Source organism: Kitasatospora sp. NPDC048722 (assembly GCF_040650235.1).
Lineage (GTDB): Bacteria > Actinomycetota > Actinomycetes > Streptomycetales > Streptomycetaceae > Kitasatospora.
In genome coordinates this window covers 15,801-34,475 of record NZ_JBEZGX010000066.1, presented here as the reverse complement: position 1 = coordinate 34,475, position 18,675 = coordinate 15,801, and the positions used below count along the sequence as shown (strand labels likewise).

Sequence of the window (18,675 nt, the reverse complement as noted above, 5' to 3'; positions counted from 1 at the left end):
GTGACGGACAGACTGGTGTACTGGGCGTACGCGCTGGGCTGGGCGGTGCTGAAGCACCTTCCGGAGCGGGTGGCGCGGGCGCTGTTCGACCGGCTGGCGGACTACGCGTGGCGCAAGCGCGGCAAGCGGGTGCTGCAGCTGGAGGCGAACCTGCGGCGGGTCCGTCCCGGGCTGGACGAGGCGGCGCTGCGGGCGCTGTCGCGGGCGGGGATGCGCTCGTACCTGCGGTACTGGATGGAGTCGTTCCGGCTGCCGGTGTGGAGCCGGGAGCGGGTGGCCAGGGACGTGCGGGTGGACGGTTTCGAGCACCTGCGCGCGGCGCTGGAGGCCGGCCGGGGCGCGGTGATCGCGCTGCCGCACATGGGCAACTGGGACCTCGCGGGCACCTGGGTCGCGCAGCAGGGCCACCCGTTCACGACCGTCGCCGAGCGACTGAAGCCGGAACGGCTGTTCGACCGGTTCGTGGAGTTCCGGGAGGGGCAGGGCATGGAGGTCCTGGCGCTGACCGGCGGCGGGGTGAACGTGATCGGCACGCTGGCGCGGCGGCTGCGCGAGGGGCGGCTGGTGTGCCTGGTGGGGGACCGGGACCTGTCGGAGGCGGGCATCGAGGTGTCGTTCTTCGGCGAGGCGACGCGGATGCCGGCCGGTCCCGCGGCGTTGTGCCAGCGGACGGGGGCGGCGCTGCTGCCGGCGACGCTCTGGTACGACGGGCCGCTGCTGCGGGCGCTGATCCACCCGGAGGTGCCGGTGCCGGCGGAGGGCGACCGCAAGGAGCGGACGCTGGCGATGACGCAGGCGATGGCGGACGTGTGGGAGCGGGGTATCGCCGAGCACCCAGAGGACTGGCACATGCTGCAGCGCTTCTGGCTGGCCGACCTTCCCGTCCGTGAGACGGTTGGGGAGACAGCGGGGGAGCAGGCGGGGGAGCGGGTCCTGCCGGTGCGCGGGGACGCGCCGGAGCCGGCCGGTGAGCCCGCGGCGGAGGCGACCGGGTCCTGAGACGCCGGGCCCCTGCCGTACCGGAGCACGCGAAGGAGCATGAGGAACCCGTGAAGATCGGCATCGTCTGCCCGTACGACTGGGACGTCCCCGGCGGGGTGCAGTTCCACATCCGGGACCTGGCCGAGCACCTGATCGGCCTCGGACACGAGGTGTCGGTGCTGGCGCCCGCGGAGGACGACGAGGCGCTGCCGCCGTACGTGGTCTCGGCCGGGCGGGCGGTGGCGGTGCCGTACAACGGCTCGGTGGCGCGGCTGAGCTTCGGGATCCTGTCGGCGGCGCGGGTGCGGCGGTGGCTGCACGACGGGCGGTTCGACATCCTGCACGTGCACGAGCCTGCCTCGCCGAGCCTGTCGATGCTGGCCGCGTGGTCGGCGTCCGGGCCGATGGTGGGGACGTTCCACACGTCGAACCCCCGCTCGCGGGCGATGATCGCGGCCTCGCCGATCCTCCAGCCGGGGCTGGAGAAGATGCGGGCCCGGATCGCGGTGTCGGAGTACGCCCGGCGCACGCTGGTCGAGCACCTGGGCGGGGACGCGGTGGTGATCCCCAACGGCGTGGACGTCGGCTTCTTCGCGGAGGCCGAGCCGGACGAGCGCTGGACCGGCGGCGCGGCGGCCGGCCAGCCGGGCACGATCGGCTTCATCGGGCGGATCAACGAGCCCCGCAAGGGCCTGCCGACGCTGCTGGCGGCGTTGCCGCGGATCCTGGCCGAGCGGCCGGGGGTGCGGCTGCTGGTGGCGGGCAAGGGCGACGAGGAGGAGGCCGTGGCGGGCCTGGCGCCCGAGGTGCGGGCGCAGGTCGAGTTCCTGGGCATGGTGAGCGACCGGGAGAAGGCGCGGCTGCTGCGCAGCGTCGACCTGTACGTGGCGCCGAACACCGGTGGCGAGAGCTTCGGGATCATCCTCGTCGAGGCGATGTCGGCGGGCGCGCCGGTGCTGGCGAGCGACCTGGACGCGTTCAAGCAGGTGCTGGACGGCGGCGACGCGGGTGAGCTGTTCCCGGTGGAGGACGCGGACGCGCTGGCGAAGTCGGCGCTGCGGCTGCTGGGGGACCCGGCGCGGCTGGAGGAGCTGCGGAAGGCGGCCTCGCGGCACGTGCGGCGCTTCGACTGGGCGACGGTGGGCGCGGACATCCTCGCGGTGTACGAGACGGTGACGGCGGGCGCCGCGGCGGTCGTCGAGGAGGACGTGCGCAGCGGGCGGCGGGGCCGTTTCGGGCTGGCCAGGGACTGACCCGGGTGTGAGCGGGGTTAGGGTCGGTCGTCCGTATTGCCGTGACCCATGGGGGCAACGATGCCGCAGATCTCCGTCGACTACTCGGCCGGCCTGGCCGGTTCCTTCGACCCCCGGGCGCTGGGCCTCGCGATCAACCGGCTCGCGGTGAGCACGATCGACGCGAAGCCGGAGGCGTGCAAGACGCTCTTCCGGGCCAACGACGAGTTCGTGGTGGGGGAGAGCGAGGGCGCCGACGCCCAGGTGTACGTCCAGTTCCAGATCTTCCCGGGCCGCACGCCGGAGGCGAAGGCGGCGCTCAGCGAAGGCGTCCTGGCGCTGCTGGCCTCGCACGTCACGCCGCCGGCCGGCACCCGGCTGTTCACCGCGGTGAACGTCGAGGACATCGACCGCGGGAGCTACCGCAACGCCACCGCCGGCTGACGGACCGGTGACACCCGGTAACGTAGCGGCCCGTGACTACGTGGATCTGGGCCGGCGTGGCCGTGGTGCTGTTCGGCATGTACCTGAGTTGGACGGCCGGTCGGCTGGACCGGTTGCACGCCCGGATCGACGCCGCACGGGCGGCGCTGGACGCGCAGCTGGTCCGCCGGGCCTCGGTGGCGATGGAGCTGGCGACGTCGTCACTCCTGGACCCGGCGGCGTCGCTGCTCCTGCTGGACGCGGCGCACGCGGCCCGGCAGGCGGACGACGAGCAGCGCGAGGTGGCGGAGAGCCAGCTGAGCCTGGCGCTGCGGGCGGTGCTGGCCGAGCCGGAGCAGGTGGCGGTGCTGGTGGCGGAGCCGGGCGGCGAGGAGGCCGTGAGGGACCTCACGGCGGCGGTGCGGCGGGTGCCGATGGCGCGCCGGTTCCACAACGACGCGGTGCGGGCGGCCCGGGCGGTGCGCCAGCACCGGCTGGTGCGGTACTTCCGGCTGGCGGGCAAGGCGCCCTTCCCGATGGCCTTCGAGATGGACGACGCGCCGCCTCCGGCACTCACCCCGGAAGGTGCTCCGGCCTGACGCCCGGATAGGGCCTGTTTGTCGCATCCGGTGGGGCGGGCTGGACTTGGTGGCGCATGGATGCGTCAATTCATGCGCCTACCATAGGGCGATAGCACTGGTTCATCTTCGAGTGAGGTCTCACGTGTCCACCACCCCCACCACCGCAGACCAGCCGCAGATCGGCACCGCCCGGGTGAAGCGCGGCATGGCCGAGCAGCTCAAGGGCGGTGTGATCATGGACGTGGTCAACGCCGAGCAGGCCAAGATCGCCGAGGACGCCGGCGCTGTCGCCGTCATGGCGCTGGAGCGGGTGCCGGCCGACATCCGCAAGGACGGCGGCGTCGCCCGCATGTCGGACCCCAACATGATCGAGGAGATCATCGAGGCGGTCTCGATCCCGGTCATGGCCAAGTCCCGCATCGGCCACTTCGTCGAGGCCCAGGTCCTGCAGTCGCTCGGTGTCGACTACATCGACGAGTCCGAGGTCCTGACCCCGGCCGACGAGGTCAACCACTCCGACAAGTGGGCCTTCACCACCCCCTTCGTCTGCGGTGCCACCAACCTGGGCGAGGCCCTGCGCCGCATCGCCGAGGGCGCGGCCATGATCCGCTCGAAGGGCGAGGCCGGCACCGGCAACGTCGTCGAGGCGGTCCGCCACCTGCGCCAGATCAAGAACGAGATCGGCCACCTGCGCGCCCTGGACCACAACGAGCTGTACGCCGCCGCCAAGGAGCTGCGCGCCCCGTACGAGCTGGTCAAGGAGGTCGCCGAGCTCGGCAAGCTGCCGGTCGTGCTGTTCTCCGCCGGTGGCGTGGCCACCCCGGCCGACGCCGCGCTGATGCGCCAGCTGGGCGCCGAGGGCGTCTTCGTCGGCTCCGGCATCTTCAAGTCGGGCGACCCGGCCAAGCGCGCCGCCGCCATCGTGAAGGCCACCACCTTCTTCGACGACCCGAAGATCATCGCGGACGCCTCCCGCAACCTCGGCGAGGCCATGGTCGGCATCAACTGCGACACCCTGCCGGAGACCGAGCGCTACGCCAACCGCGGCTGGTAATCGCTTCCCCCCGCACCACCGAGCCGGCCCGCCGCAGCGCCTCGGCGCGCGGCGGGCCGCGCCACGCATTCCCCCAGAAGATCGAACGAGGTTGAAGACCGTGAGCACTCCCGTCATCGGCGTCCTCGCCCTGCAGGGCGACGTCCGCGAGCACCTGGTGGCGCTGGCCGAGGCCGACGCGCTCGCCCGTCCGGTGCGCCGCGCCGAGGAGCTGGCCGAGGTCGACGCGCTGGTCATCCCCGGCGGTGAGTCCACCACCATGTCCAAGCTGGCCCTGCTGTTCGACGTGATGCAGCCGCTGCGCGAGCGGGTCGCCGCCGGGATGCCGGTGTACGGCACCTGCGCGGGCATGATCATGCTGGCGGACAAGATCCTGGACGGCCGTGAGGACCAGGAGACCGTGGGCGGCATCGACATGACCGTGCGGCGCAACGCCTTCGGCCGCCAGAACGAGTCCTTCGAGTCCGGGGTCGCCTTCGACGGCCTGGGCGACACGCCGGTGCACGGCGTGTTCATCCGCGCGCCCTGGGTCGAGGCCGTCGGCGCCGGCGTCCGGGTGCTGGCCGAGCTCCCCGCCGCGGACGGCCCGGAGAGCCGGATCGTCGCGGTGCGCCAGGGGAACCTGCTGGCCACGTCGTTCCACCCGGAGCTCACCGGCGACCACCGGGTGCACGCCTACTTCGTACGGATGGTCGAGGAGCACCTCGCCGCGTAGCCCGCGGGGCCGTGTGCTGACCGTGTGCTCCTCACCGGTGACGACACCGGTAAGATCTCATCTGTTTCATTTCCATTTGGCGACGTAAAGGAGCTGGCGATGTCCGGCCACTCTAAGTGGGCTACCACCAAGCACAAGAAGGCCGTGATCGACGCCAAGCGCGGCAAGCTCTTCGCCAAGATGATCAAGAACATCGAGGTGGCGGCGCGCACCGGTGGTCCCGACCCGCAGGGCAACCCGACCCTCTACGACGCCATCCAGAAGGCGAAGAAGAGCTCGGTCCCGATCGACAACATCAACCGCGCCGTCAAGCGCGGTGGCGGTCTGGAGGCCGGCGGCGCCGACTACCAGACCATCATGTACGAGGGCTACGGCCCGAACGGCGTCGCGGTCCTGATCGAGTGCCTCACCGACAACCGCAACCGCGCCGCCTCCGACGTGCGCGTCGCGATGACCCGCAACGGCGGCTCGATGGCCGACCCGGGCTCGGTGTCCTACCTGTTCACCCGCAAGGGCGTCGTGATCGTCCCCAAGGCCGACGGCGTGGACGAGGACAAGCTCTTCGAGGTCGTCCTCGACCAGGAGCCCGAGGAGATCAACGACCTCGGCGACTCGTTCGAGATCGTCTCCGAGGCCTCCAAGATGGTCGCCGTGCGCACCGCGCTGGTGGACGCCGGCGTCGACTACGACTCGGCCGAGGCCAACTTCCTCCCGAGCATGCAGGTCGAGCTGGACGTCGACGGCGCCCGCAAGATCCTCAAGCTGATCGACGCGCTGGAGGACAGCGACGACGTGCAGAACGTCTTCGCCAACTTCGACATCTCCGACGAGGTCGGCGCGCAGCTCGACGCCGAGTGAGTCGCCCGGTGACCGGTCCGGCGTGACCGTTCTCACTTCCCGGCCCGGTGGTCCCTGGACCACCGGGCCGGTGTCGTCGGTCGGGTTGTCCGACCGGGACGGTAGCCTTCGCAGGTCGAGGACGAGAGGCGGGGCGTGACGTGCGGGTACTGGGCGTGGACCCGGGGCTGACCAGGTGCGGTGTCGGTGTGGTCGAGGGCACGCCGGGGCGGCCGCTGCGGATGGTCGGGGTCGGCGTGGTGCGCACGCCCGCGGACGCCGAGATCGGGCCGAGGCTGCTGCTGGTCGAGCAGGGCATCGAGGCCTGGCTCGACGAGCACCGGCCCGACCTGGTCGCCGTCGAGCGGGTCTTCGCCCAGCACAACGTGCGGACGGTGATGGGCACCGCCCAGGCCAGCGCGGTCGCGATGCTGTGCGCCACCCGGCGCGGCATCCCGGTCACCCTGCACACCCCGAGCGAGGTCAAGGCCGCCGTCACCGGCTCGGGCCGGGCCGACAAGGCACAGGTCACCGCCATGGTGCAACGCCTGCTGCGGCTGGACGCCCCGCCGAAGCCGGCCGACGCCGCCGACGCGCTGGCGCTGGCCATCTGCCACATCTGGCGCGGCCGGACGACGAACCGGCTGGAGGCCGCGATCCAGGCGGCCCGCGCCACCCCCCAGAGAGGAAGCATCCGGTGATCGCCTTCGTGCAAGGACCCGTGGCGGCCATCTCCACCGGGCTCGCGGTCGTCGAGGTCGGCGGGGTCGGCATGGCCGTGCAGTGCACGCCGAACACGCTGGCCGGCCTGCGGCTGGGCGAGCCGGTCCGGCTCGCGACCTCGCTGGTCGTCCGGGAGGACTCCCTGACGCTGTTCGGCTTCGCGGACGACGACGAGCGGGCCGTGTTCGAGATCCTGCAGGCCGCGCCGGGCGTCGGGCCCAAGCTGGCGCAGGCGATCCTCGGCGTGCACAGCCCGGACGCGCTCCGGCTGGCGGTGGCGAGCGGGGACGAGAAGGCCCTGGTGGCGGTGCCCGGCATCGGCAAGGCCAAGGCGGCCAAGCTGCTGCTGGAGTACAAGGACAAGCTGGGCGCCCCGCACGGCAGCGTTCCGGCGCAGAAGCCGCTCGCCGCCGGGCCCGCGCCGTGGAGCGAGCAGCTGCACTCCGCGCTGGTCGGCCTCGGGTACGCGCCGCGGGAGGCGGACGAAGCGGTCGCCGCCGTCGCGCCGGAGGCGCAGGCGCAGGCCGTCACCGATGTCGGTGCCCTGCTGAAGGCCGCGCTGCGCACCCTGAACCGCGCCCGCTGAAGCCCACCTGACGATCTGTCCGTTTGTCGACATTGGAGCCCCCGCTGATGACCCCGTACGACTCCGACCCGGCGGCCGACCGGCTGGTCACGGCCGCCGCCGACGGCGAGGACCAGGCGGTCGAGGCGGCGCTGCGGCCCAAGCTGCTGGAGGAGTTCATCGGCCAGGAGCGGGTGCGCGAGCAGCTGTCCCTGGTGCTCCAGGCCGCCCGAAAGCGCGGCGCCGCGCCGGACCACGTCCTGCTGAGCGGCCCGCCCGGGCTCGGCAAGACGACCCTGTCGATGATCATCGCGGCCGAGCTGGGCGCGCCGATCCGGATCACCTCCGGGCCGGCCATCCAGCACGCGGGCGACCTCGCGGCGATCCTCTCCTCGCTCACCGAGGGGGAGGTGCTCTTCCTCGACGAGATCCACCGGATGTCCCGGCCGGCCGAGGAGATGCTCTACATGGCGATGGAGGACTTCCGGGTCGACGTGATCGTCGGCAAGGGCCCGGGGGCCACTGCCATCCCGCTGGAGCTGCCGCCCTTCACCCTGGTCGGCGCCACCACCCGGGCCGGCCTGCTGCCGCCGCCGCTGCGGGACCGCTTCGGCTTCACCGGGCACATGGAGTTCTACGCGCCGGCCGAGCTCCAGCGGGTGGTGCACCGCTCGGCCGCGCTGCTGGACGTCGAGATCGACCCGGCCGGCGCGGCCGAGATCGCCGGGCGCTCGCGCGGCACCCCGCGCATCGCCAACCGGCTGCTGCGCCGGGTGCGCGACTACGCCCAGGTCCGGCACGACGGCGTGGTCGACGTCGGGATCGCGGCCCAGGCGCTGGACGTCTACGAGGTCGACGCCCGCGGCCTGGACCGGCTGGACCGCGCGGTGCTGGACGCGCTGCTGCGGCTGTTCGGCGGCGGACCGGTCGGCTTGTCGACATTGGCGGTCGCGGTCGGCGAGGAGGCCGAGACGGTCGAGGAGGTCGCCGAGCCGTTCCTGGTGCGCGAGGGCCTGCTCGCCCGCACCCCGCGCGGCCGGATCGCCACCCCGGCCGCCTGGCAGCACCTCGGGATGACCCCGCCGGTCCAGACCACTCGCGGTGCCGTCCCGGCCCAGACCGAACTCTTCCGGTCCGACGAGGGCTGAACGGGTGATGGGCGGCCCCCGGTTCCCGCAGGGCCCCGGTGCCGCGCCGGGCGGAGATGCCGGGGGAGACGTCCGGGGAAACTGTGCAGGCGGAGGGTCGCCACTTTCGGCGGCAGGATGCGATGCTTGGCGTTGTCCGATCAGTTCGGGGTCGCCTAGACTCCGCCGGACCGCCCCTCTCACCTGACGGGCCGACCAATACCACACAGGCCGCCGTCCGGCGACCCGTAAAGGACCCTGGCTGCAGTGAACTTCATCATCCTTCTCCTCCCGATCATCGCGATCGTGCTCATGTTCCGGTCGCAGAAGAAGCGCCAGCAGCAGATGCAGAGCATGCAGACCTCGCTGGAGCCCGGAGCGGGAGTGCGCACCATCGGCGGTCTGTACGCCCAGGTGAAGGCGGTCCACGACGAGACCGTCGAGCTGGAGATCGCGCCCGGCGTGTTCACCCACTTCACCAAGAGCGCGGTCGCGGCCGTCCTGGACCCCCAGGAGTACGACGCGATCATCAACGGCCGCCCCGCCGAGGACGAGCTGTCCGAGCCGGAGGACGCGGACGCCGACGCCGCGCCGGCCGAGGACAAGCCGCTGACGCTCACCAAGGACAGCGCCGAGAAGGGCGATGTCGAGGGCGGGGCTCCCGCGAGCAAGTAGTACGGACGGGCAACCCGCCCGGCCGCGCGGCGCAGTGCCGCGAGCCCACAGGACCTCAGGGCCGCAGAACCGCCATGCCCCCGTTCCGCCACGAGCCGGACGGGGGTCCGGTCGGCGAAGTGGCATGGACAGGGAGAAACGAGCAAGGTGGCAACACCCAAGTCGCGCCCGCGCGACGGCTACCCAGGGCGGGCGCTGGCCCTCATCCTGGTCGTCACCGTCGGACTGGTCGCCCTCATGTTCGGGACGGGCAACACCAAGCCCCGCCTCGGGATCGACCTCGCCGGCGGTACCAGCATCACGCTGACCGCGAGGTCGACCGACCCCAAGGCGATCAGCAAGTCCAACATGGACATCGCCACCGGGATCATCGAGCGCCGGGTCAACGGGATGGGTGTCTCCGAGGCGGAGGTCCAGACCCAGGGCTCGGACACGATCATCGTGAACATCCCCAAGGGCGGGGACAAGGAGAACGCGGCGGACCAGATCGGTACCACCGCGAAGCTCTACTTCCGCCCGGTCCTGGCCGTGGCGCCCAGCGGTCTCCAGGTCCCGGCGCCCACCGCCACCCCGTCCGCCGGCACCTCCGGCACCCCGGCCGCGGCTCCCTCGGCCACCGGTTCGGCCGCTCCCGGTGCCGCAGCCTCCGGCACGCCGTCCGCGGCCGCCGGCACCCCCAGCGCGAGCGCGAGCGCCACCAAGCAGGGCCGCGCGGTCGGTGAGGCCCTCGCGGCCGACGCGAGCCCCTCCACCGCCGCCACCGGCGTGACCGCCGCCGCGAGCGGTGCCGCGAGCGCCCCGGCCTCCGGCGCGCCCTCCGCGGCCGCCTCCGGCGCCCCGAGCGCCCCCGCCACGGCCCCGAACCCCGCGGACCTCTCCGCCGCGATGACCCAGGGCACCGTGCCGCCGGAGCTCCAGGACGCGTTCGCCAAGATCGACTGCACCAACCCCAGCGCGCGCCAGCAGCTGGGCGTGGCGCAGCCCGAGGACAAGGCGGTCGTCGCCTGCTCCCAGAAGCCCGAGAAGGGCGGCGCCTACTCCAAGCTCGTCCTCGGCCCGGTGGCCGTGAAGGGCTCGGACGTCTCGAAGGCCTCGCCCAGCCTGGACACCCAGCAGGGCAACGGCTGGCAGGTGCAGCTCCAGTTCAACGGCAAGGGCACCGACGACTTCGCCGCCGTCACCGGCAAGCTGGCCGCCCTGCCGGACCCGACCAACCAGTTCGCCATCGTGCTGGACAACGAGGTCGTCTCCCACCCGTACGTGCGCAGCGCCATCCCCGGCGGCACCGCCGTCATCTCCGGCACCTTCAGCCAGGCCGAGGCCCAGGACCTGTCCAACGTCCTGAGCTACGGCGCCCTGCCGCTGGAGTTCAACAAGGGTGACGTCACCACCGTCTCCCCGCAGCTCGGCTCCGACCAGCTCAAGGCCGGTCTGGTCGCCGGCGCGATCGGCATGCTGCTGGTGGTCGCCTACTCGGTGATCTACTACCGCGGCCTCGGCCTGGTCTCGATCGCCGGTCTGATCGTCTCGGCGATCCTGACCTACTCGATCATGAGCCTGCTCGGCGGCGGGATCGGCTTCGCGCTGAACCTGCCGGCGGTCTGCGGTGCGATCGTCGCGATCGGCATCACCGCGGACTCGTTCATCGTGTACTTCGAGCGCATCCGCGACGAGGTCCGCGAGGGCGCCCCGCTGCGCCCGGCGGTCCAGCGGGCCTGGCCGCGCGCGCGGCGCACCATCCTGGTGTCGGACTTCGTGTCGTTCCTCTGTGCCGCGGTGCTCTACATCGTCTCCGTCGGCAAGGTGCAGGGCTTCGCCTTCACCCTGGGTCTGACCACCGCGCTCGACGTCGTCGTGATCTTCCTCTTCACCAAGCCGCTGATCACCCTGCTGGCCCGCCGGAAGTTCTTCTCCGACGGCCACCCGTGGTCCGGCCTGGACCCGAAGCGGCTGGGCGCCCGCCCGCCGCTGCGCAGCAGCCGTCGCCGTAGCCCCTCCTCTGCCGCCGTGAAGGAGGCCTGACACCGTGTCACGCTTCTCCAATCTGGGCCACCGGCTCTACCAGGGCGAGATCAGCTTCGATTTCGTCGGCCGCCGCAAGATCTGGTACTCGATCTCCGGCGTGATCGTGCTGGTCGCGGCGATCGGCCTGGCCATGGGCCTGCACCTGGGCATCGAGTTCAAGGGCGGCTCGGTCTACACCGTGACCAAGCCGGGCCTGACCGTCTCGCAGGCGCAGACCACGGCCGATGAGGTCGTGGCCTCGCACCCGTTGGTGCAGTCCACGGACAACAACAAGATCCGCATCCAGGTCAGCACCGACGAGGCGAAGAGCTCGGACGAGATCCGCTCGCAGCTCGCCCAGAAGTTCTCCGTGCCGCTGGACACCGTCGAGGCCCAGGTGATCGGCCCCAGCTGGGGCAAGCAGATCTCCCAGAAGGCGCTCACTGGTCTGATCGTCTTCATGATCCTGGTGACGATCTACCTGGCGATCGCGTTCGAGTGGCGGATGGCGGTGGCCGCCCTGGTCGCCCTCATCCACGACCTCCTGATCACCATCGGCGTGTACGCCCTGGTGGGCTTCGAGGTCACCCCCGGTACGGTGATCGGCTTCCTGACGATCCTCGGGTACTCGCTCTACGACACGGTCGTCGTCTTCGACACCGTGAAGGAGAACACCAAGGGGCTCACCAAGCAGAACAAGCTCACCTACAGCGAGGCGGCCAACGCGGGCCTCAACCAGACCCTGGTGCGGTCGCTCAACACCACCGTGGTCGCCCTGCTGCCGGTCGCCGCGCTGCTGTTCATCGGTGGCGGCATCCTGGGTGCCGGCACGCTGAACGACATCTCGCTCGCGCTGTTCATCGGCCTCGCGGCCGGTGCGTACTCCTCGATCTGCGTCGCCACCCCGCTGCTGGCGCAGCTCAAGGAGGAGCAGCCGCAGATGAAGGCGCTGCGCAAGCGGGTCCTGCAGCACCGCGCCAGCCAGGCGGCCAAGGCCGAGGCGGCCGGGGGCGTCGAGGACGCGCAGGGGGAGGAGCCCGCGGACGAGCCGGCCGGTATGGTCGGTCAGCGCGGCCGGTCGGCCGGCACCCCGCGTGCCAAGGGCCGTCCGTCCACCAAGCGCTGAGCCCCGACCCGAAGGACAGGACACCGTGACCACCGCCGACACCGCACTGGCCGAGCTGCTGAACAGCCGGATCCGGGACGTCCCGGACTACCCGAAGCCGGGTGTGCTGTTCAAGGACATCGCGCCGCTGCTCGCCGACGCCGAGGCCTTCGGCGCCCTCACCCAGGCCCTCGCGGACCGGGCGAAGGAGCTGGGGGCGACGAAGGTGGTCGGCCTGGAGGCGCGCGGCTTCGTGCTGGCGGCTCCGGCGGCCTTCGCGGCCGGGCTGGGCTTCGTGCCGATCCGCAAGGCCGGCAAGCTGCCCGGCGAGGTGTTCCGGCGCTCGTACGAGCTGGAGTACGGCTCGGCGACGCTGGAGGTGCAGTGCGACGCCTTCGCGCCCGGTGAGCGGGTGCTGGTGGTGGACGACGTGCTGGCCACCGGCGGGACCATCGGCGCCTCGCTGGACCTGGTGAAGGAGGCGGGCGCCGAGGTGGCGGGCGTCGTCGTCCTGATGGAGCTGGGCTTCCTGGACGGCCGCGAGCGGCTGGCCGGGCACCTCGGCGGGGCTCCGCTGGAGACCCTGGTCACGGTCTGAGGGGCCTGCGGGACCTGAGTGACAGGCGGCGGTCGGATCATCCGACCGCCGCCTTCGCGTGTCCCCACCCGGGCGGCTGAACACCGGAGCTCCCGGCTCGGTACCATGAAGATTCATCCCCTCCCGGTTGTGCGCTGGTGGCGCGGCCCGCGAGGGGCCGGCCCGGTGCCCCGAGGAGTGTCCTTGCCCGACGAGGTTGTGCCCACGGCCGCAGCGGCCGCCCCCGAAGACCGTCCCACGCCCTCGGGGGCCACCCCGGCACGCCCGGCGCCGACCTCCTCGCGTTCGTTCCCGCCCACCGGACGGGGCTCCGCCGCCGGCGGCATGCGCGCCCGCCTGGCCCGCCTCGGCGGCCAGCGCTCCAGCGTGCTCAACCCCGTCCTGGAGCCGCTGTTCCGTTCGATCCGGGCGAACGACCCGAAGGCCGACCCGGCGCTGCTGCGCGACATCGAGCGCGCCTACGCGGTGGCCGAGAAGTGGCACCGCGGCCAGAAGCGCAAGAGCGGCGACCCGTACATCACCCACCCGCTGGCCGTCGCGACCATCCTGGCCGAGCTCGGCATGGACGCCCCGACCCTGATGGCCGGGCTGCTGCACGACACCGTCGAGGACACCGACTACGGCCTGGAGACCCTGCGCAAGGACTTCGGCGACTCGGTGGCCCTGCTGGTGGACGGCGTCACCAAGCTCGACCGGGTCAAGTTCGGCGAGGCCGCGCAGGCCGAGACCGTCCGCAAGATGGTCGTCGCGATGGCCAAGGACCCGCGCGTCCTGGTGATCAAGCTGGCCGACCGCCTGCACAACATGCGCACGATGCGCTACCTCAAGCGGGAGAAGCAGGAGAAGAAGGCCCGCGAGACGCTGGAGATCTACGCCCCGCTGGCACACCGGCTGGGCATGAACACCATCAAGTGGGAGCTGGAGGACCTCGCCTTCGCGATCCTCTACCCCAAGATGTACGACGAGATCGTCCGGCTGGTCGCCGAGCGCGCCCCCAAGCGGGACGAGTACCTGGCGACCGTCATCGACCAGGTCCAGGGCGACCTGCGCGGCGCCCGGATCACCGCCTCCGTCACCGGCCGGCCGAAGCACTACTACTCGGTCTACCAGAAGATGATCGTGCGGGGCCGGGACTTCGCCGAGATCTACGACCTGGTGGGCATCCGGGTCCTGGTCGACACCGTCCGCGACTGCTACGCGGCGCTGGGCACCATCCACGCGCGGTGGAACCCGGTGCCGGGGCGGTTCAAGGACTACATCGCCATGCCCAAGTTCAACATGTACCAGTCGCTGCACACGACGGTGATCGGGCCCGGCGGCAAGCCCGTCGAGCTCCAGATCCGCACCTTCGACATGCACCGGCGGGCCGAGTACGGCATCGCCGCGCACTGGAAGTACAAGCAGCGCGCGGTGGCCGGCGCCTCCAAGGTCCGCACCGACACGCCGACCCAGGTCCGCAAGGACGACAAGGCCGGCGCCGTCAACGAGATGGCCTGGCTGCGGCAGCTGCTGGACTGGCAGAAGGAGACCGCCGACCCGGGCGAGTTCCTGGAGTCGCTGCGCTTCGACCTGGCCAGCAACGAGGTCTTCGTCTTCACCCCCAAGGGCGACGTGATAGCCCTGCCCGCCGGTGCGACCCCGGTCGACTTCGCCTTCGCGGTGCACACCGAGGTCGGTTACCGGACCATCGGAGCCCGGGTGAACGGCCGGCTGGTGCCGCTGGAGTCGACCCTGGAGAACGGCGACGCCGTCGAGGTGTTCACCTCCAAGGCGGAGAACGCCGGCCCCTCCCGGGACTGGCTGGGCTTCGTCAAGTCGCCGCGCGCCCGCAACAAGATCCGCGCCTGGTTCTCCAAGGAGCGCCGCGAGGAGGCGATCGAGCACGGCAAGGAGGCGATCGTCCGGGCGATGCGCAAGCAGGGCCTGCCGATCCAGCGGATCCTGACCGGCGACTCGCTGGTCACGCTGGCCCACGAGATGCGTTACCCCGACATCTCCTCGCTCTACGCCGCGATCGGCGAGGGGCACGTCGCCGCGCAGAACATCGTCCAGAAGCTGGTCCAGGCGCTCGGCGGCGAGGAGGGTGCCACCGAGGACCTGGCCGAGACCGCGACGCCGACGCACGACAACCGGCGGGCCGTGCGCCGCCGGGCCAAGGGCGACCCGGGCGTGATCGTCAAGGGCGTCGAGGACGTCTGGGTCAAGCTGTCCCGCTGCTGCACCCCGGTGCCGGGCGACCCGATCGTCGGCTTCGTGACCCGCGGCAACGGCGTCTCGGTGCACCGCGCCGACTGCGTCAACGTCGAGGCGCTGAGCCAGCAGCCCGAGCGGATGATCGACGTCGAGTGGGCCGCCACCCAGTCCTCGGTCTTCCTGGTCGCGATCCAGGTCGAGGCGCTGGACCGCTCGCGCCTGCTCTCGGACGTCACCCGGGTGCTCTCGGACCAGCACGTCAACATCCTGTCGGCGGCGGTGCAGACCTCGCGCGACCGGGTCGCGATGAGCCGCTTCACCTTCGAGATGGGCGACCCGAAGCACCTCGGCCACGTGCTCAAGGCCGTCCGCGGCGTGGAGGGCGTCTACGACGTCTACCGCGTCACCTCGGCCCGCAAGTGACGTAGGCCGCGCACGCGCCGCGGGCAGGAGGAAGGCCCCCGAGGCTCTTGGAATCCAAGAGCCCCGGGGGCCTTCGCCGTTCAGCGGGCCGAGGGGATCAGCCGCTGAACTCCTCCTGGCTCTTGTGGGCCTGCTCCAGCAGCTCCTGGACGCCGGCCAGCTCCTTCTCCAGCTTGGTGACCTTGGAGGCGTTGCCGGCGGCGCGGGCCTTGTCCAGGTCGGCCTGGATCTTGTCGGCCTTGGCCTGGAAGAGGCCGACCATGCCGGCCGCGCGGGCCTTGGCCTCCGGGTTGGAGCGCTTCCACTCGCTGTCCTCGGCCTCGCGGATCGCCCGCTCGACCGCGTTCAGCCGGCCGTCCAGCTTCGGACGGGCGTCGCGCGGCACGTGCCCGATCGCCTCCCAGCGCTCGTTGATCTCGCGCAGCGCGGCCTTGGCGGCCTTGAGGTCGGTGATCGGCAGGATCGCCTCGGCCTCGACGGCCAGCGCCTCCTTGAGCTTCTGGTTCTCCACCTGCTCGGCGTCCCGCTCGCTGAACACCGCGGAGCGGGCCTGGAAGAAGACGTCCTGCGCGCCGCGGAACCGCGCCCACAGCTCGTCCTCGACGTCCCGCTGGGCGCGGCCGGCGGCCTTCCAGCGCGCCATCAGGTCGCGGTAGCGGGCCGCGGTGTCGCCCCACTCGGTGGACGAGGACAGCGCCTCGGCCTCGGTGACCAGCGCCTCCTTGGTCTGGCGGGCCTGCTCGCGCTCGTTGTCCAGCGCCGCGAAGTGCGACTTGCGGTGCTTGGAGAAGACCGAGCGGGCGTGCGAGAAGCGGTGCCACAGCTCGTCGTCGCTCTTGCGGTCCAGGCGGGGCAGGCCCTTCCAGGTGTCCACCAGGGCGCGCAGCCGGTCGCCGGCCTCCCGCCACTGGGTGGACTCGGCGAGCTGCTCGGCCTCCGCGACCAGCGCCTCCTTGGCGGTGCGGGTCTCGTCCTGGGCCTTGGCCCGGGCGGCCTTGCGCTCCTCGCGCCGGGTCTCGATCTCACCGGCCAGCGTGTCCAGCCGCTTGGCCAGGGCCTCCAGGTCGCCCACCGCGTGCCCCTCGGTCACCTGCGCGCGCAGGTGATCCAGGGCGGTCTGGGCGTCCTTGGCGGCCAGGTCGGTGGTGCGCACCCGCTTCTCCAGCAGGCCGATCTCCACCTCGATGCCCTGGTACTTGCGCTCGAAGTAGGCCAGGGCCTCCTCGGGCGAGCCGGCCTGCCAGGAACCCACGACGCGTTCGCCGTCGGCGGTCCTGACGTAGACCGTGCCCTGCTCGTCGACACGGCCCCACGGGTCGCTGCTCATAGCGCGTCCTCCACATGACGTCGCGCCCGCGCCGGGGCGGCGCGCGTCCGTCGTCCACAGTTGATGTGCGGCGGACCGAAGAAGTCCGCCGTCCCCGTCCGCCGTGTCCTGCTCGCCGAGGGTGACGGCTAAGGCGGGTCCGGGCACCCTACACAACGCCAACATAGGCGACCAGGCCCGGTGCTGTCCGCATCCGGGCCGGGCGATTTCGGGCCGGGGCCGCGCCGGAGCGCGCTCGGGAGCGCGCGGGGGCGGGCCCCGGGGTCTGTCAACCCTTGGCCGTGGTCACCGAGTTGAGGGTGACGTCGGCCATCGGGTGACCGTCCGGGCGGCCCTCCAGGGTGCCCGCGGCGGCGATCTTCTGCAGCACGTCCAGGCCCCCGGTGATCTTGCCGAAGGGGGTGTACTTCGGGTCGAGCTGGGTGTCCTTGTAGACCAGGAAGAACTGGCTCCCGTTGGTCCCCGGGCCGGAGTTGGCCATCGCCACGGTGCCGGCCGGGTAGGTCGCGCCGGTCAGGTTCTCGTCGGCGAACTTGTAGCCGGGGTCGCCCGTGCCGCCCGGCACGGTCGCGCTGGCGGTCGGGTCGCCGCACTGGAGCACGAAGATGCCGCTCGTGGTGAGGCGGTGGCACTTGGTGTGGTCGAAGTACTGCTGGCCGGACAGGAAGGCGAAGGAGTTCGTCGCGTGCGGGGCCTTGGCCGCGTCCAGCGCGATCGTCACCTTGCCGCAGTTGGTGTCCAGCGTCGCGGTGTAGGTGCCCGAGGCGTCGATCGTCATGGCGGGCTCGGCCTGCCACTGCTTGCCGTTCGGCTTGCCCGGCGCCGGGTCCGTGCAGCCCTCGACCGGCTTGCGGGTCGGCGCGGGCGGCTCGCTGGCGCCGGTCGCCGCCGACTGCGTCGGCGCGGCCTGGGCGGTGCTCGACTTGTCCTTGTCGTCCGAGCTGAAGGCGCCCGTGGCGAAGAGGGTGCCGCCGCCGGCCAGGACCACCACGGCGAGCGAGGCGCCCAGGATCGTGTTGCGGCGCTTGCGGGCAGCCGCCGCCGCGACGCGGCGCTCCATCTGGCGCTCGTACTTCTCGCGGGCGAGCTGCCGCCGCCGCTGTTCGCTGCTGACCACCGGCCGTGTCTCCTGAACGATGTGCGCTGGACCTCCCCCGCCCGATCGCGGGCGAGGAGGGATGGTGAAGGGTTCCGGAGCGGATCATCGCATCCATCGGCGGCCAAGTGTAGGGACCCGGCCCGTAAGAAGGCGGTGAACCTGTCAGGCGAACCGCGCCCGGCACCCCAATCTGGTTCGCAACCGGACCCGCACCGCCGGTAGGCTGCCCCTAAATCACTCTTGGCAGCATCCGTACTGGCAGCCGTCACAGCCTGTCGCCGCACACCGAAGGACGCGCGTGTTCATCGCCGGATTCCCCGCTGGAGCCTGGGGCACCAACTGCTACCTGGTCGCACCGGGACCCGGTGAGGAGTGCGTCATCGTCGATCCCGGCCACCAGGCCGCCGCCGGCGTCGAGGAACTGGTCCGCGAGCACCGTCTGAAGCCCGTCGCCGTGCTGCTCACCCACGGCCACATCGACCACGTCGCCTCGGTGGTCCCGGTCTGCGGCGCCCGCGGCGTCCCGGCCTGGATCCACCCCGAGGACCGGTACATGATGGCCGACCCGGAGAAGGCGCTCGGCCGCTCCCTGGGCACCCAGCTGATGGGCGAGCTCACCGTCGGCGAGCCCGACGACGTGCGCGAGCTCACCGACGGCAGCGTGCTGGAGCTGGCCGGCCTGCAGCTCACCGTGGACCACGCCCCGGGCCATACCGGGGGGTCGGTGACCTTCCGGACGCCCGGTGCCGAGGACCTCCCCCCGGTGCTCTTCTCGGGCGACCTGCTGTTCGCCGGCTCCATCGGGCGTACCGACCTCCCGGGCGGGGACAGCGAGGCGATCATGCGATCGCTGGCCCGGGTGTGCCTGCCCCTCGACGATTCCACCGTGGTCCTCTCCGGCCACGGCGGTCAGACCACCATCGGCCGCGAGCGCGCCACCAACCCCTACCTCCGACAGGCAGCGGGGGCGGCCGGCGCCCCGGCTTTCCCGCGACGAGGAATGTGACGGAAGA

Annotated in this window: 18 protein-coding genes; 16 read left to right on the top strand and 2 right to left on the bottom strand. The window is 72.0% G+C overall.

Annotation, left to right across the window (positions count from 1 at the left end; translation table 11 throughout):
* The 15 genes from AB0C76_RS34445 (at position 1) to AB0C76_RS34375 (ending at position 15,236) form a co-directional block, all read left to right on the top strand.
* Positions 1-999: a phosphatidylinositol mannoside acyltransferase gene (locus AB0C76_RS34445; protein ID WP_359973233.1), complete on the top strand. Its 999-nt coding sequence runs from the start codon at positions 1-3 to the stop codon at positions 997-999.
* A gap of 50 nt (positions 1,000-1,049) precedes the next feature.
* The gene (locus AB0C76_RS34440; protein ID WP_359973231.1) at positions 1,050-2,234 is read left to right on the top strand and encodes a glycosyltransferase family 4 protein; all 1,185 of its coding nucleotides are present in this window, start codon (positions 1,050-1,052) and stop codon (positions 2,232-2,234) included.
* Positions 2,235-2,294: 60 nt separating this feature from the next.
* Positions 2,295-2,657 carry an isomerase gene (locus AB0C76_RS34435; RefSeq protein WP_359973229.1) on the top strand — a complete coding sequence of 121 codons (363 nt, stop codon included), beginning with the start codon at positions 2,295-2,297 and terminating at the stop codon, positions 2,655-2,657.
* Between the two features lie 77 nt (positions 2,658-2,734).
* A complete protein-coding gene (locus AB0C76_RS34430; RefSeq protein WP_359973257.1) occupies positions 2,735-3,235 on the top strand; it encodes a hypothetical protein in 501 nt (166 codons plus the stop codon).
* A 124-nt stretch (positions 3,236-3,359) separates the two neighbouring features.
* Positions 3,360-4,271, top strand: a complete 912-nt coding sequence (gene pdxS, locus AB0C76_RS34425) for a pyridoxal 5'-phosphate synthase lyase subunit PdxS (RefSeq protein ID WP_030286348.1) — start codon at positions 3,360-3,362, stop codon at positions 4,269-4,271.
* A gap of 100 nt (positions 4,272-4,371) precedes the next feature.
* Entirely contained in the window at positions 4,372-4,986 is a 615-nt protein-coding gene (pdxT, locus tag AB0C76_RS34420; protein ID WP_359973227.1) for a pyridoxal 5'-phosphate synthase glutaminase subunit PdxT, read from the top strand.
* Positions 4,987-5,085: 99 nt separating this feature from the next.
* The gene (locus tag AB0C76_RS34415; protein ID WP_196952243.1) at positions 5,086-5,844 is read left to right on the top strand and encodes a YebC/PmpR family DNA-binding transcriptional regulator; all 759 of its coding nucleotides are present in this window, start codon (positions 5,086-5,088) and stop codon (positions 5,842-5,844) included.
* A gap of 140 nt (positions 5,845-5,984) precedes the next feature.
* The gene (gene ruvC / locus AB0C76_RS34410; RefSeq protein WP_329925093.1) at positions 5,985-6,524 is read left to right on the top strand and encodes a crossover junction endodeoxyribonuclease RuvC; all 540 of its coding nucleotides are present in this window, start codon (positions 5,985-5,987) and stop codon (positions 6,522-6,524) included.
* Positions 6,521-7,132, top strand: a complete 612-nt coding sequence (ruvA, locus tag AB0C76_RS34405) for a Holliday junction branch migration protein RuvA (protein WP_359973224.1) — start codon at positions 6,521-6,523, stop codon at positions 7,130-7,132. Before ruvC ends, ruvA begins: the two co-directional genes overlap by 4 nt.
* Positions 7,133-7,179: 47 nt before the next feature.
* Positions 7,180-8,259 (top strand): Holliday junction branch migration DNA helicase RuvB, encoded by a 1,080-nt coding sequence (ruvB, locus tag AB0C76_RS34400; RefSeq protein WP_359973222.1) that lies wholly within the window; start codon positions 7,180-7,182, stop codon positions 8,257-8,259.
* Positions 8,260-8,505: 246 nt separating this feature from the next.
* Positions 8,506-8,913 (top strand): preprotein translocase subunit YajC, encoded by a 408-nt coding sequence (yajC, locus tag AB0C76_RS34395; protein ID WP_359973220.1) that lies wholly within the window; start codon positions 8,506-8,508, stop codon positions 8,911-8,913.
* Between the two features lie 237 nt (positions 8,914-9,150).
* Positions 9,151-10,935 carry a protein translocase subunit SecD gene (secD, locus tag AB0C76_RS34390; RefSeq protein WP_359973255.1) on the top strand — a complete coding sequence of 595 codons (1,785 nt, stop codon included), beginning with the start codon at positions 9,151-9,153 and terminating at the stop codon, positions 10,933-10,935.
* 4 nt (positions 10,936-10,939) lie between these two features.
* A complete protein-coding gene (secF, locus tag AB0C76_RS34385; protein WP_359973218.1) occupies positions 10,940-12,043 on the top strand; it encodes a protein translocase subunit SecF in 1,104 nt (367 codons plus the stop codon).
* A 25-nt stretch (positions 12,044-12,068) separates the two neighbouring features.
* A complete protein-coding gene (locus AB0C76_RS34380; RefSeq protein ID WP_359973215.1) occupies positions 12,069-12,620 on the top strand; it encodes an adenine phosphoribosyltransferase in 552 nt (183 codons plus the stop codon).
* Between the two features lie 183 nt (positions 12,621-12,803).
* On the top strand, positions 12,804-15,236 hold the full coding sequence (locus AB0C76_RS34375; protein WP_359973213.1) for a bifunctional (p)ppGpp synthetase/guanosine-3',5'-bis(diphosphate) 3'-pyrophosphohydrolase: 2,433 nt from the start codon (positions 12,804-12,806) through the stop codon (positions 15,234-15,236).
* A 97-nt stretch (positions 15,237-15,333) separates the two neighbouring features.
* On the opposite strand, the gene AB0C76_RS34370 is transcribed toward AB0C76_RS34375, so the two are convergent.
* Together AB0C76_RS34370 and AB0C76_RS34365 are read right to left on the bottom strand one after the other, a co-directional pair.
* Positions 15,334-16,563 (bottom strand): DUF349 domain-containing protein, encoded by a 1,230-nt coding sequence (locus AB0C76_RS34370; RefSeq protein ID WP_359973211.1) that lies wholly within the window; start codon positions 16,561-16,563, stop codon positions 15,334-15,336.
* A 268-nt stretch (positions 16,564-16,831) separates the two neighbouring features.
* Complete coding sequence (locus tag AB0C76_RS34365; RefSeq protein ID WP_359973209.1) at positions 16,832-17,680, bottom strand: peptidylprolyl isomerase; 849 nt, start codon at positions 17,678-17,680, stop codon at positions 16,832-16,834.
* Positions 17,681-17,960: 280 nt separating this feature from the next.
* Here AB0C76_RS34365 and AB0C76_RS34360 point away from each other — a divergent pair, with 280 nt between their 5' ends.
* Positions 17,961-18,668 (top strand): MBL fold metallo-hydrolase, encoded by a 708-nt coding sequence (locus AB0C76_RS34360; protein ID WP_329925101.1) that lies wholly within the window; start codon positions 17,961-17,963, stop codon positions 18,666-18,668.
* Positions 18,669-18,675 lie beyond the last annotated feature (7 nt).